The 14,639-nt window shown below is 60.7% G+C and carries 19 protein-coding genes; 8 read left to right on the top strand and 11 right to left on the bottom strand.

The window, feature by feature from the left end; genetic code table 11:
- Positions 1-4: 4 nt before the first annotated feature.
- The 4 genes from EJC49_RS10025 to EJC49_RS10010 form a co-directional block, all read right to left on the bottom strand.
- The gene (locus tag EJC49_RS10025) at positions 5-637 is read right to left on the bottom strand and encodes a DsbA family protein (RefSeq protein WP_126699785.1); all 633 of its coding nucleotides are present in this window, start codon (positions 635-637) and stop codon (positions 5-7) included.
- Positions 638-707: 70 nt separating this feature from the next.
- Positions 708-1,424, bottom strand: coding sequence for a L,D-transpeptidase (locus EJC49_RS10020; protein ID WP_245453342.1), 717 nt, complete (start codon positions 1,422-1,424; stop codon positions 708-710).
- A 139-nt stretch (positions 1,425-1,563) separates the two neighbouring features.
- Positions 1,564-1,896 (bottom strand): hypothetical protein, encoded by a 333-nt coding sequence (locus EJC49_RS10015; protein ID WP_126699783.1) that lies wholly within the window; start codon positions 1,894-1,896, stop codon positions 1,564-1,566.
- Positions 1,897-1,901: 5 nt separating this feature from the next.
- On the bottom strand, positions 1,902-2,888 hold the full coding sequence (locus tag EJC49_RS10010; RefSeq protein ID WP_126699812.1) for a L,D-transpeptidase family protein: 987 nt from the start codon (positions 2,886-2,888) through the stop codon (positions 1,902-1,904).
- 163 nt (positions 2,889-3,051) lie between these two features.
- Between EJC49_RS10010 and EJC49_RS10005 the strand changes: the two genes are divergently transcribed.
- On the top strand, positions 3,052-3,297 hold the full coding sequence (locus EJC49_RS10005) for a hypothetical protein (RefSeq protein ID WP_126699782.1): 246 nt from the start codon (positions 3,052-3,054) through the stop codon (positions 3,295-3,297).
- A gap of 210 nt (positions 3,298-3,507) precedes the next feature.
- Here EJC49_RS10005 and EJC49_RS10000 read toward each other — a convergent pair whose 3' ends face one another.
- Together EJC49_RS10000 and EJC49_RS09995 are read right to left on the bottom strand one after the other, a co-directional pair.
- On the bottom strand, positions 3,508-4,164 hold the full coding sequence (locus EJC49_RS10000) for a transglutaminase-like cysteine peptidase (protein WP_126699781.1): 657 nt from the start codon (positions 4,162-4,164) through the stop codon (positions 3,508-3,510).
- A 156-nt stretch (positions 4,165-4,320) separates the two neighbouring features.
- Entirely contained in the window at positions 4,321-4,848 is a 528-nt protein-coding gene (locus tag EJC49_RS09995; RefSeq protein WP_170314673.1) for a copper chaperone PCu(A)C, read from the bottom strand.
- A gap of 145 nt (positions 4,849-4,993) precedes the next feature.
- On the opposite strand from EJC49_RS09995, the gene EJC49_RS09990 reads away from it, so the two are divergent.
- A complete protein-coding gene (locus tag EJC49_RS09990; protein ID WP_126699779.1) occupies positions 4,994-5,407 on the top strand; it encodes a MerR family transcriptional regulator in 414 nt (137 codons plus the stop codon).
- A gap of 4 nt (positions 5,408-5,411) precedes the next feature.
- Here EJC49_RS09990 and EJC49_RS09985 read toward each other — a convergent pair whose 3' ends face one another.
- Genes EJC49_RS09985 through mntR form a run of 3 tightly spaced genes read right to left on the bottom strand, consistent with a single transcriptional unit; the run spans position 5,412 to position 6,588 of the window.
- On the bottom strand, positions 5,412-5,855 hold the full coding sequence (locus EJC49_RS09985) for a YqaA family protein (protein ID WP_126699778.1): 444 nt from the start codon (positions 5,853-5,855) through the stop codon (positions 5,412-5,414).
- Between the two features lie 29 nt (positions 5,856-5,884).
- The gene (locus tag EJC49_RS09980; protein WP_126699777.1) at positions 5,885-6,124 is read right to left on the bottom strand and encodes a hypothetical protein; all 240 of its coding nucleotides are present in this window, start codon (positions 6,122-6,124) and stop codon (positions 5,885-5,887) included.
- A gap of 14 nt (positions 6,125-6,138) precedes the next feature.
- Entirely contained in the window at positions 6,139-6,588 is a 450-nt protein-coding gene (mntR, locus tag EJC49_RS09975; protein ID WP_126699776.1) for a manganese-binding transcriptional regulator MntR, read from the bottom strand.
- A gap of 180 nt (positions 6,589-6,768) precedes the next feature.
- On the opposite strand from mntR, the gene EJC49_RS09970 reads away from it, so the two are divergent.
- Positions 6,769-8,106: an Nramp family divalent metal transporter gene (locus tag EJC49_RS09970; RefSeq protein ID WP_126699775.1), complete on the top strand. Its 1,338-nt coding sequence runs from the start codon at positions 6,769-6,771 to the stop codon at positions 8,104-8,106.
- Between the two features lie 85 nt (positions 8,107-8,191).
- Here EJC49_RS09970 and EJC49_RS09965 read toward each other — a convergent pair whose 3' ends face one another.
- Together EJC49_RS09965 and EJC49_RS09960 are read right to left on the bottom strand one after the other, a co-directional pair.
- Positions 8,192-8,698: a hypothetical protein gene (locus EJC49_RS09965; RefSeq protein WP_245453341.1), complete on the bottom strand. Its 507-nt coding sequence runs from the start codon at positions 8,696-8,698 to the stop codon at positions 8,192-8,194.
- A gap of 71 nt (positions 8,699-8,769) precedes the next feature.
- Positions 8,770-9,753 (bottom strand): endonuclease/exonuclease/phosphatase family protein, encoded by a 984-nt coding sequence (locus tag EJC49_RS09960; RefSeq protein ID WP_245453340.1) that lies wholly within the window; start codon positions 9,751-9,753, stop codon positions 8,770-8,772.
- A 170-nt stretch (positions 9,754-9,923) separates the two neighbouring features.
- Between EJC49_RS09960 and EJC49_RS09955 the strand changes: the two genes are divergently transcribed.
- The 5 genes from EJC49_RS09955 to EJC49_RS09935 are packed head-to-tail and all read left to right on the top strand — an operon-like array spanning position 9,924 to position 14,573.
- Positions 9,924-12,239: a heavy metal translocating P-type ATPase gene (locus tag EJC49_RS09955; protein ID WP_126699774.1), complete on the top strand. Its 2,316-nt coding sequence runs from the start codon at positions 9,924-9,926 to the stop codon at positions 12,237-12,239.
- Between the two features lie 9 nt (positions 12,240-12,248).
- Complete coding sequence (locus EJC49_RS09950; protein WP_126699773.1) at positions 12,249-12,839, top strand: copper chaperone PCu(A)C; 591 nt, start codon at positions 12,249-12,251, stop codon at positions 12,837-12,839.
- Complete coding sequence (locus tag EJC49_RS09945; RefSeq protein ID WP_126699772.1) at positions 12,836-13,441, top strand: SCO family protein; 606 nt, start codon at positions 12,836-12,838, stop codon at positions 13,439-13,441. Before EJC49_RS09950 ends, EJC49_RS09945 begins: the two co-directional genes overlap by 4 nt.
- A 20-nt stretch (positions 13,442-13,461) precedes the next feature.
- A complete protein-coding gene (locus EJC49_RS09940) occupies positions 13,462-13,911 on the top strand; it encodes a disulfide bond formation protein B (RefSeq protein WP_126699809.1) in 450 nt (149 codons plus the stop codon).
- Positions 13,908-14,573, top strand: a complete 666-nt coding sequence (locus tag EJC49_RS09935) for a DsbA family protein (protein ID WP_126699771.1) — start codon at positions 13,908-13,910, stop codon at positions 14,571-14,573. Before EJC49_RS09940 ends, EJC49_RS09935 begins: the two co-directional genes overlap by 4 nt.
- The last annotated feature ends 66 nt before the right edge of the window (positions 14,574-14,639 follow it).

Below are 14,639 nucleotides of genomic sequence, written 5' to 3'. Positions count from 1 at the left end.
TCCCTTACTGATTGCCTTCAGCGACCAACGGATCGATGATCTCGCTGAACTGTTCGAGACTGAGCGCGCCCTTTCGCATTTCGCCGTTGACGAAGAACGTCGGCGTCGAATCCACGCCGAAGGACTTTCCGGCTTCCGCAACTGCCGCGACCTGTTCGAGCAGCGCCTGATCCTGCAGGCAACTCTCGAAGCGAGCCGTGTCCATTCCGGTCATGCCCATCAGGGATTTCAGCGCCGCCGTTCCGTCCGGAACGCGCGCCCAATTGTCCTGGGACCGGTAGAGCAGGTCGATGGTGGCGTACCACTTGTCGTCGCCCGAGCACCTGGCGAGCATGAAGCCGGCCGACGATCGCGGATCGAACGGAAATTCCCGCATGATGAACCGGACCTGGCCGGTATCGACATATTTCTTCTTGAACTCGGGCCAGACGTTGACGTGAAAGGTCCGGCAGTGAGGACAGGTCAGCGACGCATACTCGATCACTGTCACGGGAGCGTTTTCCGGCCCGAAGCTCTTTTCGGGAAGGGCGCCGGGATCAAGTAGCCGCTCCGAGATCGGCTGCGCGGCAAGCAGAGTGGGAAATTGGATGGCCTCGGCGAGCGCCGGAAGACCAAGGATAAAGTGACGACGCTTCATCTTCAGATTCCTTATGTAAGCTTGAATTCTGCAAGCTCTAGCCCCTATAGAGGCAAGCTCATTCTTCCACTCATGCGAAGACCCTGGAACCGCTGCGAACGACGATTGGAGTCGGCGTTGCAACGCGGTCGTAGAGGTCGATGATGTCCTGATTCATCAGACGCACGCAGCCGCTGGAGACCGCCTGTCCGATGGTCCAGAATTCAGGCGTGCCATGCAGGCGATAGAGCGTGTCCTCGCCATTCTGGAAAATGTAGAGCGCCCTGGCGCCGAGCGGGTTTTCCAGCCCCGGCGGCTGGCCGCCATTTTCCGCGCTGTATTTTTCGAGTTCAGGCTGGCGCGCGATCATCTCGGCGGGAGGCGTCCATTTGGGCCAGCGCTGCTTCCATTGGATGACGCCCTCGCCCGACCACGTAAATCCCTGGCGGCCGAGACCGACGCCGTACCTCATGGCCTTGCCATCGGGTCGGACGAGATAGAGGAAGTACGATCTCGTATCGACCACGACGGTGCCCGGACGTTCGCCCGTGGGGTCGTCGACGAGTTGCCGGTAGAAGCGACTGTCGACCCTCGTAAGATCGACGGCCGGTATCGGAAAATCCTCCTCCGGCATGGCCCGATACATGGAAAGATATGAAGGATCGATCGCGGGCTTGATCGGTGCAGGCGCGATGGCCTGCGTGTCGACAGTCGTGCAGCCCGGCAGGGCCAAAGCGCCGGCCGACGCCGCGGCAAGGGTCAGGAACTGCCGTCTGGACGGACTTTTCTCGCGTGATGTCTGTGTCAATGCTTCGCTCGCAATTGGATCTGGATTCATCGCTTCCGCGGGAAGCGACTGTTGGGGCGAGCTACGACTGTTTCCGGTGGACTCCGAAAATTTCGGGGATCATTCCCGAGATGCGGAGCGCTTGGTCCGTCGTGTTCGCCTACGCGATCCGTTGAGGCGGTGGGACGACGATGGAAATGAATACGCGTGAAACATTGGGAAGGCGGACATCGATTGGCAACGGCCGTATCTGCACAAGGCCGTGGGTGTATAAGGGCGTGAAGCCTTGGCACTGGTCATGGCACTTCGTCCCGGCATGCGAGGAGACTGGCGTCGGCTCGTCGCTGCTTCCGTCAGCGCTGCCGTCAATCTCGAACAATGTCTCCAGCGTGGGAAGCGATTGAAGTTCGTTTTCCATGCTGGCGGCAGATGGCGCCAGCATATGGATGGAGAAGACGATGGCCATCAGAAGAGCGACGAACGTCCTTGCCATCGTTCTCATTCCCGCGGCGAATGCTGGTCGGCGAGCGCTGCTTCCGGGCGGCTGATCGGCACCGATGTCCGCGACGTGCGCTTGGCCAGCGCCTTCTCGCCATTGCGTTCCAGCAACGTCCTGAACATGGGATGCATGCCTCCGTCGGCATAGGCATGTGCGGTGAGGACGGAGCCGTTCGCCAACAGTACTTCCGTTGCAAGGCGATCCGCTTCGATTCTGCTGGCAACGGCGGGATCTGGCGGGTTTAGCGCCGGAGGGCAAGCCGCAAGCGGACTGCGAGGCTCGCCGCCCTCAAACTCGGTATCGAAGACGTATCGGCCGCCGCAATGCGAGACCTTGGGCTGCCGTCGGCTTACCTCGAAGATATCGTATCCTCGCTTCAGGTCGGTCCAGAAGGCGACGTTCGGATCGTTCCGGTTCTTCGCCATGTTCTGCGGAGTCATCCGGAATGGAAACGCCTGAACCTGGAACGCCGCCTGTCCGCCCCTGAGCGCTTCACGGGCGACAGCGTAGATCTCAGCGACGCCTTCGTCCGTCAGCGCGTAGCAGCCGGAGGACGAACACGCTCCATGCACCATCAGTGCCTCGCCCGAATAGCCGAGCGCCGCCTCGAGCCGGTTCGGATAGCCCAGGTTGAACGACAGATAATACTGGGAATTCGGATTCAGCATGCCGGCGTTGACATGATAGAAGCCTTCCGGCGCCTGACGGTCTCCATTCCGGGTCTTCGGCCCGAGCTTTCCCGACCAGCGGCACATCGGGTAGGTTTTCAGAAGGGCGAACTGGCCTTTGCGGTCGCGCTTCCAGATCTCCAACTCGCTTTCCTGCTTGAAAATTCTGATCAGGATCGGCGCGGAGGGCGACATCGATTTTCGCGACATCTCGGCGACGAGCGCCGCCGGAATGGGCTGTGTCGCCTTGCCGTCAACGTCGAGTACGGTCGAAACACATGCGCTCAGCATGAGTGCGAGCACACCGATTCCGACCATCTTGATCGCCTGCAGCATTCTTCTCGATCCAGTGTGTTCTGTGGCGCGGCTTCCAGCCACTTGCCAGGTTTTCTCAGTTTCGACTTATCATAGTTAAGATGAGGTTGCCGCCAAACTGTTCGCGGGCGGCAAAGAACCGCAGCAATCAGGGCTCCTTGTCCTCGTGAAGATCAGCTACACGCTGGACTCTGCATCAAGCTCGTGGATTTCGAGGCAAACCATGCCCCATGCATTGGACCGGATCAGCGCCGAAGACACGCGACTCCTCATGCGCAAGAGGGCGCGATGGAATGTTGTGATCGCCTTGTCGCTGGCCGCTTTCGTCGTCGCGGTGTTCGTGGTCAGCTTTGCCCATATCCAAAGCGAGGACGGACCGCCCGCACCAGCCCAACGCCAGACTTCGGAGTGATCACCGAGGCTTGAGTGGCGTCAGAGAACGCGCGATGGGAGAGTAGGCCGCAGTTTGATTTCGTCATGGTCCACTCAAAATGATCTTGCGCATAGGGGCCTTCCTGGCTGCCGGCTCGACAGCCTACGTGGCTCTCGCCACCGTCTTCTGGTTCGTCTGCGTACTGCTCGGACACAACAACATGGAGATGCTGTACGGAAGCACCGCAGTCTATCTGTTCACGCTTGTTGCAGCAGCGGAAGGAGCCTGCTTCCTGCCTGACGATGCCAGGAGGTTGTTTTCGTCTATGAGACTTACCCAGACGTTCAGGTCGCGCTGGGACTGACGCTTCAGATAATAAATCTCCGCTTCGCGCCACAAGAGAACCTTCTGCTCGATGTTGTCGAGGATGAAATCGCCCAGATCAGTGACGACGGTCAGCACCGCGTGACCGCCGCCGTTGGAGTCTCTGGCTACGGTCATAAGGAGCGCGCCCAACGGATAGCCCATCTCATTAAGGCGCTTTCGCTTCAAAAGGGCGTAGTCCTCGCAGTCACCGACCGCAGTCGGATAGTCCCAGCGTTCCTCGACGCCGTAGATTTCCATGTCCGTCAAAGGTGCGACCGCCGCGTTTACCTCTGCATTGACGGATACGATCTCTCGCCAGCGTGGTTCCGTAAGCTGGATACCTGTTCCCTCCGGCTCGCGAGCGCAGCGATCCGCATAGCGGCGGCAATATTCATAGTATCCAACAGGCATGCTGGTCACGCCGAACGTCTGCATGTTGCGCGCCAGGGCGGGCTGTGTGGGATTGAAATGGAGGGCGTTCGCGGCCGCAGCCGTGCAGGAAATCCCAAGCGCAAGCGCGCCGACCAAGAAACGGATCATCTGTATGGTCTCCCCGAAGTTGTTGGGGAGACCATAGGAGAAGGACGTCAAAATGCTGAAAAATCAACAGGTTAGATTAGATTCAAAGTATCGTAGAATTAATGTGGTCGTTGCAATACTGGATTAACCACGTAAGATGCCCGCTCGCTGACAATCCTAGTTCGAACGCCGATCGACTTCACCATGACGATGATCAGTCAGCATCTCGCTGGAACGGTGTATGCTGGCTCGCACCTCCAATTCGGTGCCGTCGTCGAATATCAGAGTCAGCCCAGCGCTCTCCATCTGCGCCGTGGGTGATACTGGATTCCTGAGTGCAAGCCGAATACCGTCACCGCGCATCTTCAATTCCGCGTGCCCTGGGATCGGGACGATTCCTTCGACGGGTTCCGATTGAGCCGAATCGGACAGGAAGCGACTTCTCAGCATGACCACCTCGTCGAACGCATCGCTTGTGATCGAAGCGATGCTCGCATGGTTCTTGGTCCCGTTCCAGATCGTCAGATAACCTTCGGCGTTGCCATTCGGCCCTGGCATCAAGATTTCCGCGTGCTCGACCATCAGTAGCTGCGGAGGATTGATGTGATCGGTCGGCTCGCCGGATGCGCTCGCTGGTGCGCTGGCGAGGCCGAGGAACATCACGTGGACCGGAAGCGAGCGTAAAAACGCGGTATACTTCGTCATGCTCATCCGCCCCTTTTGGTGAGCGTGTCAGGATCATCCATGATCTGGGCCGCTTGATGATTGGCGTGCATGCCAGCATGCGGCAAATCGGCACGATTGCAAATGGGCTGTGCTCTGCCAATGTCTATAGGGACTGGAGGTAGCCATGCTAACAATTGGAGAGTTGTCGCGTCGGACGGGGGTGAAGGTTCCTACGATCCGCTACTATGAACAGATGGGGTTGATGACGGCTGCCGAGCGCTCGGAGGGCAATCAGCGTCGATACGAACCGCGGGATCGAGATCGCCTGTCCTTCATCAAGCACGCTCGCGATCTTGGCTTCACGATCGAAGCCATTCGCGAGCTGCTCGACCTTAGCGCGCATCCTGAACTCCCTTGCGCCAACGCGGATAACATCGCCGTTCGCCAATTGGAGGCCGTCCGCGACAAGATCGCGAAGCTTCGGTTGCTTGAGCAGGAGCTGCACCGCATCGCGACGCGCTGCCACGGGGACCAGATCAAGGATTGCTACGTCATCCAGTCTTTGGCGAACCACGATCTGTGCAAGACGGAGCACTAAACCGCTACGACCCAATCAGTCCCAAGGTCGCTGCGGCCAGCACGAGGTATCTGCCCGCCTTGGCGATTGCAACGAGCACGATAAAGCTCCAAAGCGGTTCCCGTAGGATGCCGGCCGCGACTGTCAGTGCATCGCCGCCAATCGGCGCCCAGCTTAGAAGCAGGCTCCAGCGACCCCATCGACGGTACCACCCGGTGGCGCAGTCAAGAACTGCCGGACCAACCGGAAACCAGCGTCTGTCATGGAAGCGTTCGACTCCGCGGCCGAGTACCCAATTGACCACTGCGCCGAGCACATTGCCAAGACGGGCCACGACGACGAGCAGCATAGGTGAGTGCAGGTTGGCGACCAGCAGAGCAACGAGCGCGGCTTCCGACTGAGCTGGTAGAATCGTGGCCGCGATGCATGCGACAGCGAATAGCCCGCCAAGAATGGCAATATCATCCATCGCAGATGCCGCAGGGGCGCATCGCCGCGTTAGCGCGCATGCGGCCAAGTGGCATGCAGTTCATCGATGACGATGATGTGGGTATGACAGCTAGCGCCGTCGAGTACCTTTCCTTGATGGCCAGCGCCGTGCCCAACATGGCGTCTGCGTTCTCGCCAGCCAAGTCGCAGGCGCGCCAGTGCCACCTTGGCAAGCCCTGTGCCGATCAATGCGATCATCTGCGCGCGGAACAGATGGCGGTAGATACGATGAGCGAGGATATCGAGCACGATGTTTTCTTGTTCTACCGCTTCAGGAACGCGCGGAACGCTTCGAGCGTCTCGGCGCTGACATGGTGCTCGATCCCCTCAGCATCGATGCGCGCGGTCTCTGGGCTGATACCGAGCGCGCATAGGAACGATTCCACAACCTGATGTCGTTCGCGGCTGACGCGTGCGAGTTCCTTTCCCTCTTCCGTCAGAAACACGCCTCGGTAGCGGCGCTGCTGAATCAATCCTTCCGCGGCAAGACGCTTCAGCATCTTGGCGACCGTTGGCTGCGCGACGCCGAGCCTCTGGGCAATGTCGACCTGACGGGCCTCGCCGTCGTGATCGATCAAATCGGCGATGAGTTCCACATAGTCCTCAAGAAGTTCCGTTCGCCGGTTGCTGCGGGTCTGGCGGAAGCTCTCGACATGCGTGTCGGCATCCACCAGTCCGACCTGAATCTCGTCACCTTTCGCCTGATCGTTCATCCACCTCCCCTTCGTTCCTGAGCGTTCCGCAGTTAGGAAATATCTTAGCCGAGGCTATAGATTATTCCAAGCGTAGAAGCCTTAACGACCCGGTTATCTCGCTGCCTATAGCCATTGCTATATTTCAGGTGCTATGCTTCTCTTGATTGCAAGAGCTAAGCGATAGAGAGTCGAGTTTCCATGATCGATCCCGAGCGGGATGCTCAAGGGTGGAAAAGCAAGCCAAGTTCGCCGTCGATGGCCGATGTTCACCGGTCCATTAATGTCAGCAGAGACGGACCGTCCTGGCGCCGCGCCGCCGCATTTTTTGGACCAGGCTACCTCGTGGCCGTTGGCTATATGGACCCAGGCAACTGGGCAACATCGATCGCTGGTGGCTCACGTTTCGGATACGCGCTGCTCGTCGTCGCGTTGGTATCCAACATCATGGCTATCGTCCTTCAATCGCTTTGCGCGCGGCTGGCGATCGCCTCGGGTCGGGATCTCGCGCAAGCTTGCAGGGATGCCTATTCGAAGCCGGTCTCGCGCGCGCTATGGGTGCTAGCGGAGATCGCGATAATTGCCACCGACATAGCCGAGGTCATTGGGACAGCCATCGGGCTCAACCTCATTTTCGGCATTCCGCTTGAGATCGGTGTCGTGATAACCGCCCTCGACGTTTTTCTTATCCTGTATTTGCAAAGGCTTGGCTTTCGATGGGTAGAAGCGCTCGTGATCGCACTTCTGGCCGTGATCGCGGTTTGCTTCGTAGTGCAGATAGCGCTCGCCGATCCCGACTGGGGCGCTGTGATCCGTGGGTTTGCACCAACTACCGAGATCGTCACCAATCCCGAAATGCTCTACCTGGCGCTGGGTATCCTAGGGGCCACCGTGATGCCCCATAACCTCTACCTTCACTCAGGGATCATTCAGACAAGGAACTTTGGTGACAGCCTGTACGAGCGGCGCGAGGCTTTGAAATTCGCGACCATCGATTCCACGGTCGCGCTGATGTTCGCCCTATGCGTCAACGCGTCGATCCTGATCCTCGCCGCTGCAACGTTCAACGTGGCCGGGCGGACGGAGATTGCAGAGCTTGGCGAAGCCCATAGCCTGCTCGCGCCCATGCTGGGGCTCGCCATAGCGCCTCTCCTGTTCGGAATTGCCCTTCTTTGCTGTGGCATCAATTCGACCGTGACGGCAACGCTCGCCGGTCAGATCGTGATGGAGGGTTTTCTCGACATCAAGCTCCCGCCATGGCTCCGCCGGCTCATAACCCGAGCGATCGCTATCGTCCCCGCTGCCGCGATTACAATCTGGTATGGCGAAAGCGGCACCGCACAACTCCTCATCCTGACCCAGGTCATTCTCAGCCTTCAGCTATCATTTGCCGTGTTCCCGCTCGTCATGTTCACGGCGGACAAGCGCAAGATGGGCGACCTCGTCGCTCCGCGCTGGCTGGTGGTCTTTGCATTCACGATCGCTTTCATCATTGCCGCTCTCAACGTCAAACTGCTCTTCGACTTCATTGTTTTGTAAGTCTACGCTGGCGTCTTAGGTGGCATAGTTGAAAGCAGACGCTGGAGGGCAAACACCCGGAACGCGAGCAAAAGAGGCGACGGCATCAAGCCTCGGTCTCAACTTCGGCGAACCGGCAGTAGTAAGTCACCCTGTCGGCCGGCGCATCGACTGACGGCACGTCGCGCAGCACCACGGTCAGGACGGGACTGCTCTTTGGTGCGATGATCGACCCTCTTATCGCGACTGTCGGATGATCGTCGGGAATCAAATCGAAGGCGGTCTCGTCGCCGACCGTGCTGCCCAGCCTCAGCTCGCCGGTGTCATAGTCCCCCTCAGCGGAGAAGGTCGGCTCCATCCTGTCTTTCGAGAGAAAGAGATAGAATTCCAGCTCGGTCCCTTGCGGGACGCGGCCCCAAAACCATGCCTCTGCCTTCTCACGAGAGGGGTTCACGCGGCTGACCAAAGCTTCGCAGTCCTCGGATGACGGCGGCTCCGCCTGATCCGGATACCACAGGAAAATGCCGGTCGGGGCGCTCGCCGCAGCATTGTCCGCTGCCGATATCCCGACCACGGCGAGAATGATGCATGCTGCTTGTCTGAGCCCCATCATCTCCCTAACTCCATGCGGGCCGAAAGAAGCCAAACTCGTTTCACCTCGGCCGGCGACAAACTATCGGAATTTCACCGCGGGATCGACAGTCGCGCTACGACCGGCAGATGGTTCGAACCGAACGTCGGACCCATGAGCAGTTCGCTAAGTCCCACATTCGGGGATATGACAATGCGGTCGATCGGCGTACCGATCTGGGTCAGTGACCATAGGCGGATGCTGAAGCGGGTCGGTGACGGCCACCAGCGCGCCTCTGTCGTCCGGTATCCGCTCGAGGATAACAAATCCCTGAAAAAGGGCGACCAGGGCGGCGTGTTCCAGTCCCCTGCAACGATGACCGACGCATCGGTCGGCTCGGCTCCCAGTGCCCGTTCCAGGTCGCGAAGATACGCCGCTCGCTGCCGCCACATGCGCGTGCTTCTTGGCGTCTGTGGATGGACCGCATAGACAATGACCGAGCGTTCGTTCACGAGCAGCTCGAATCGAACGGCATATCTGCCACCAGTATCCCTACTCTCGGGCGAAATGGTTCGAGCGTCCAGAATGGGGAAGCGGCTGAACAGCTTCATGTCGGTGTTGGCTTCGAGGTCGCGACTGCTCTCGAAGGCCCATCTGCCACTGGCCAGCAGCGCGTCCTGCCAGCGCGGCGTCACTTCCTGCAGCACGAGGATGTCCGCGCTCGCGACAGCGGGGATCGCCAGGAAGTCCGCCGGGTCTGGATTATCGACGTAGACGTTGGCGGCGACAAGGCTGACCGGCATTCCCGCAGCAGATGGTGCCGGCGGCGGCAGGAATAGAAAGGGGACGGCCGCCACCAAGAGCGCGATCGCCCCAGCGATCTTTGTCGATAGTCGCGGCAGTGCCCAGCCGACCACGAAAAGCATAATGCCGGCCACCAAGAGGTGAGGTCTTATGAAATTGGCAAGAGCGGCGACCCACAGGTAACGGGAAAGCCCCATAGAAATCAGCAGCGCGACGCTAAAGCCGAGCTGGATGGTGACGACAACAATGAAACAGAGCCCGTAAATCTGACGGCCAAACGAAAAAGAGAACAAATTCCATCTCTGACAATAGCTATTCGGGACCGGGACTATTCTGGAGAAGCCTTGTTTTGCCAATGAGCCAATCTGGCGCATGGTTAGGGGGAGATTGATGAACAAAGGTCTTGACCCTCTAGCTGCTAGAGGTCGTATGGGTCTGCTCCTGAGAGACAGGAGTAAGACGGATGACCGTTGCAGAACGCCAGACCCGCTTCAGGGTGGAGGGCATGGATTGCGCGAGTTGCGCCGCCAAGATCGACAGGGCGGTCCGACGCATTCCCGATGTGGCCGATGTCAATGTTTCGGTCGTCGCAGGTACGATGACGGTGAAGCATGGCGACACGGTCGACCTCGACGCGCTCGCGCGCAAGGTCGGCAGCCTGGGATACAAGGCGGCGCCGATCGCGCCCGCTGCGGCAAAAGCTGGGGCGGTCGGAGAGACTGACCACCGCGACCACGCTCATGGTCCGGGCTGCAGCCATGACCATGGCGCACACGACCACAAGCACGGCCAAAAAGACCATCACGACCACGAAGAAAATGCCCGCATTGATGCGAACAGGACAGCGCCGAAGAAAACACCTGACGCACTGGAAGGCATGCACGGCCACGATCACGGTCCCCAGGACGGCCCCTGGTGGAGCACCTCGAAGGCAAGGCTGACAATTGCCTGCGCCATCGCGCTGGCGGTCGCCTTCGGAATTGGCCAGCTCTATCCGCAGACGCAGCCCTGGGGCTTCATCGTCGCCATGGCGGTTGGCCTTATTCCCATCGCCCGGCGCGCGCTGTCCGGCGCCATGAACGGCAGCCCGTTCTCCATCGAGACCCTGATGACAGTCGCGGCCGTGGGCGCCGTCATCATCGATGCGGCCGAGGAAGCGGCCGTTGTCGTCGTCCTGTTCTTGATCGGCGAGTTACTCGAAGGCATCGCGACCGGACGCGCGCGCGCCTCGATCCGCGCGCTGGCGACGCTGATGCCCCGGACCGCGCTTCTCGAACGCGACGGAACAACGCAATCCGTTCCAGCGGACAGCCTGACGGTGGATTCGCTGGTGCTCGTTCGCCCGGGCGACCGCGTGCCGGCGGACGGCATAGTCGAATCCGGCGAGAGCGCGGTCGACGAAGCGCCAGTGACGGGTGAGTCCGTGCCGAAGCGCAAGGAAGTCGGGGACAAGGTATTCGCGGGCACTGTGAACCAGGAGGGCGTGCTGCGGGTTCGTGTCACCGCAGCGGCGGCCGACAACACCATTTCGCGCATCATCGCACTGGTCGAGGAGGCGCAAGAATCGAAGGCGCCGACAGAGCGGTTCATCGACCGCTTCTCAAGATATTATACGCCCGGCGTCATGGTCGTCGCGGCGCTGATCGCGATCCTGCCGCCGCTCATTGGCGGCGCGGAATGGAACACCTGGATCTATCGCGGCCTTGCCGTGCTGCTGATCGGTTGCCCCTGCGCGCTCGTCATCTCGACGCCGGCCGCGATTGCCGCGGCACTTTCGGCCGGCGCGCGCCGCGGCCTCCTGATGAAGGGCGGCGCGGTTCTGGAAAACCTGGGCAAGGTCGACCGTGTCGCTTTCGACAAGACGGGCACGCTCACCGAGGGCAAGCCGAAGGTCACGGACATCATCGGCGTCGCGCACGACGAGAAAGAGGTGCTGCGGCTTGCTGCGGCGCTGGAAGGCGGTTCGAGCCACCCGCTTGCAGTGGCCATCCTGGCAAGGGCGGCGACCGACAACGTACCGGTGGGGAGCGCCACCGCTGCAGGGGCTGTCGGCGGCAAGGGTGTCGTCGGCACGGTCGACGGTATCGAACTCTTCCTCGCATCGCCGCGCGCTGCGGCGGAGAAGGTAACGCTCGACGACACGCTTTCGGCACGGATCGCCGCCCTCAACGACGACGGCAAGACCGTGTCGGTGCTGCTTGCGGGTAGCGAGATAGCCGGGCTGATCGCCATGCGCGACGAGCCGCGCGAGGACGCGAAGGAGGGCATCGCCGCGTTGGAGAAGCTCGGTATCGACGCCGTCATGTTGACCGGTGACAATACGCGCACCGCCAACGCCATCGCCGCCTCGCTCGGAATGGAGGCGCAAGCCGAACTCATGCCGCAGGACAAGCAGCGAATCGTCGGCGAGATGCGGGCGTCCGGCAAGTTCGTCGCCAAGGTCGGCGATGGTATCAACGACGCGCCGGCACTCGCAGCGGCCGATATCGGGATTGCGATGGGCAGCGGAACCGATGTGGCGCTGGAAACGGCTGATGCGGCCGTGCTGCATGGCCGTGTAAAGGACGTGGCGAACATGGTCGCGCTCTCGCGCGCCACGATGCGCAACATCTTCCAGAACATCACCATCTCGCTCGGGCTCAAGGCGGTGTTCCTCGTCACCACGGTGCTCGGCGTGACTGGGCTCTGGCCGGCGATCCTGGCCGACACCGGCGCCACGGTTCTGGTGACGGCAAATGCGATGCGGCTGCTCGCATGGAAGGGCATTCGCGAGACCTGATCGGGAAAGATGTGCGGCGATGTGCGGACTGTGCCGGGAGGCGTTCTGGATGCACAAGGCCCACCAGCAAAGAGAACATATGGAGGAAGCGGCTTGTCTTATTCTAACAAAGTCGCCATCGCACTAAGCCTTGCGTCGATTACGATACTGTCTTCCTCGGCCGCATCGGCGCACGATTTCTCGGCGGGCGATATCAGGATCGGCCATCCGTGGTCGCGCGCCGCCCCGGCCGCCGCCCCGGTCATGGGTGCATATCTCACTTTGACCAACGCGGGACCGGAAGCCGACACCCTGGTCGGTGGATCGACACCTTTGGCCGAACGGATCGAGATCCATCAAATGAGCATCGAGGATGGCGTGGCGCGAATGCGCCCGCTCCCTGACGGGCTGGAAGTCGCGCCGGGTTCGTCCGTGGCCCTCGCGCCGGGAGGCATCCACCTGATGTTCATCAAGCCTGCTCGTCCCTTTGCCGAAGGCGATCGCATCGAGGCAACCCTGGAGTTCGCCCGCGCCGGCTCCGTTAGGGTCGAGTTTGTGGTTCAAAGGAACGCCGAGGGTAAGCCGGACACGGCGACGGACCATGGCGGCCACACGCCATGAACCGGGTGAGGCTCTTCCGCATCTGTGTTTGGGGCGCAGTCGTTTTGCTTGCGGGCTTCCTGCTCGTCTCAACCATGCTGCCAGAACCGCAAGCTCCCGCCGAAGCCTCGACCGGAACGGCGCGGGTCGGCGGGCCATTTTCCCTGACATCGCATGAGGGAGAGCGGATCGACAATCAGTCGCTCACGGGACGGCCCTATCTCGTGTTCTTCGGGTTTACCCATTGTCCCGAAATCTGCCCGACGACATTGTTCGAGCTGACCGACCTGATGTCGGAACTGGGTGCGGACGCAGAGAAGTTCGAGGCGCTGTTCGTCACCGTGGACCCGGAACGCGACACGCAGGCGCTGCTGGCGAGCTACATGACCTCCTTCGATAGCCGCATCACCGCTTTACGGGGATCGTCGGAGGAGACGGAGACAACGCTCAGGGCATTTTCAGCCTATGCGGCGAAGGTTCCCCTGGAGGATGGCCAGTATACGATGGACCACACCACCGGCGTCTATCTCGTCAGGGGCGATGGAAGCTTCGGCGGCACTCTGGACATGCACGAGCCGCGCGACATCAGGCTGCAGAAGCTCCGCCGCCTTGCCGGTTCGTAGAGAGGACTGATGCTGTGCAGATGCTGAACAAGGTCTCAAATCAGGCAGTCGACGATCGCAATTCCTGGTGCCTGTTCCTGGCGTGGCTGATCGCGGTCGCGGCCACATTTGCCGCGCTGTTCATCGGCGAGATCATGGGCCAGGCACCCTGCAACCTCTGCTGGTTCCAGCGCATCTTCATGTTCCCCCTTGCCGTCATTCTTGGAATTGCGGCGTTCAGGATCGATCCCGCGATCAAACTCTATGCCCTGCCACTTGCAGGCTTCGGCATGGCGGTCGCCGGGTTCCATACCCTGCTGTATTTCGGCCTCATCGAAGAGGCCATATCCCCTTGTGCCCGCAACGGCCCGTCCTGCTCGGGCGAGGCGATGACGATCATGGGCGGTCTGCCGCTGCCTCTGATCTCGCTGCTCTGTTTCACAGCCATAGCCGGGCTTCTCGCCCTGTGCCGTCCTGGAGTTTTCCGATGAACCGTCGACAGACTATCGTCATCTCAGCCGCGGCCGCCGCTGCCGCCATTTTCGGTGCGTCAGCATTCTATTACGACAGAAGTGGTCGCAACGTTCAGGCGGGCGTCGGCCCGGACAGTAGCGACGTCTATGTGCGCCCGCACTCGCCCGTGATCGGGGAGGCGGATGCTCCGGTCACTATCGTCGAATTCTTCGATCCGTCCTGTGAAGCCTGTCGGGCCTTCTACCCGATCGTCAAGAACATCCTCGCGCAGTATCCCAAGGATGTCAGGCTCGTGCTGCGCTACGCAGCCTTCCACGAGGGGTCGGATCAGGCGGTCGGCATCCTTGAAGCAGCCCGCAGGCAGGATCTCTTCGAGCCCGTGCTGGAGGCTCTGCTGGCCGCCCAGCCCGAATGGGCGTTGCACGGCAGCCCCAATCTCGACCGCGCCTGGCAGGCAGCGGCTTCGGCTGGCCTGGATGTGGAGCGCGCCCGCGGCGATCTGTCGTCCGCCGATATTGCGGCAGCACTCGACCAGGACACAAAGGATGTGAAGACGCTTGGAGTCGAGCAAACGCCGACCTTTTTCGTCAACGGCAAGAGCTTGGAGTCGTTCGGTCCGCAGCAACTGCTCAGCCTCGTCGAAAGCGAAATCGACCTTGTGCGTCGCCTGACCCGCTAATCAGCCGGCATGCCGCGCGATTATTTTGGTTCCGCAAGAAATCCTCCCGTTTGCACTGCGGCAGAT

This window comes from Aquibium carbonis (genome assembly GCF_003970795.1).
GTDB lineage: Bacteria > Pseudomonadota > Alphaproteobacteria > Rhizobiales > Rhizobiaceae > Aquibium > Aquibium carbonis.
This window is presented reverse-complemented; position numbering and strand designations above follow the sequence as displayed.

Coding starts and splice junctions, on each gene's coding strand:
- EJC49_RS10025 (WP_126699785.1), bottom strand. CDS start 637: ATGAAGCGTCGTCACTTTATCCTTGGTCTTCCGGCGCTCGCCGAGGCC.
- EJC49_RS10015 (WP_126699783.1), bottom strand. CDS start 1,896: ATGGCAAGGACGTTCGTCGCTCTTCTGATGGCCATCGTCTTCTCCATC.
- EJC49_RS10010 (WP_126699812.1), bottom strand. CDS start 2,888: ATGGTCGGAATCGGTGTGCTCGCACTCATGCTGAGCGCATGTGTTTCG.
- EJC49_RS10000 (WP_126699781.1), bottom strand. CDS start 4,164: ATGATCCGTTTCTTGGTCGGCGCGCTTGCGCTTGGGATTTCCTGCACG.
- EJC49_RS09995 (WP_170314673.1), bottom strand. CDS start 4,848: ATGACGAAGTATACCGCGTTTTTACGCTCGCTTCCGGTCCACGTGATG.
- EJC49_RS09990 (WP_126699779.1), top strand. CDS start 4,994: ATGCTAACAATTGGAGAGTTGTCGCGTCGGACGGGGGTGAAGGTTCCT.
- EJC49_RS09985 (WP_126699778.1), bottom strand. CDS start 5,855: ATGGATGATATTGCCATTCTTGGCGGGCTATTCGCTGTCGCATGCATC.
- mntR (WP_126699776.1), bottom strand. CDS start 6,588: ATGAACGATCAGGCGAAAGGTGACGAGATTCAGGTCGGACTGGTGGAT.
- EJC49_RS09970 (WP_126699775.1), top strand. CDS start 6,769: ATGATCGATCCCGAGCGGGATGCTCAAGGGTGGAAAAGCAAGCCAAGT.
- EJC49_RS09965 (WP_245453341.1), bottom strand. CDS start 8,698: ATGATGGGGCTCAGACAAGCAGCATGCATCATTCTCGCCGTGGTCGGG.
- EJC49_RS09955 (WP_126699774.1), top strand. CDS start 9,924: ATGACCGTTGCAGAACGCCAGACCCGCTTCAGGGTGGAGGGCATGGAT.
- EJC49_RS09950 (WP_126699773.1), top strand. CDS start 12,249: ATGTGCGGCGATGTGCGGACTGTGCCGGGAGGCGTTCTGGATGCACAA.
- EJC49_RS09945 (WP_126699772.1), top strand. CDS start 12,836: ATGAACCGGGTGAGGCTCTTCCGCATCTGTGTTTGGGGCGCAGTCGTT.
- EJC49_RS09940 (WP_126699809.1), top strand. CDS start 13,462: ATGCTGAACAAGGTCTCAAATCAGGCAGTCGACGATCGCAATTCCTGG.
- EJC49_RS09935 (WP_126699771.1), top strand. CDS start 13,908: ATGAACCGTCGACAGACTATCGTCATCTCAGCCGCGGCCGCCGCTGCC.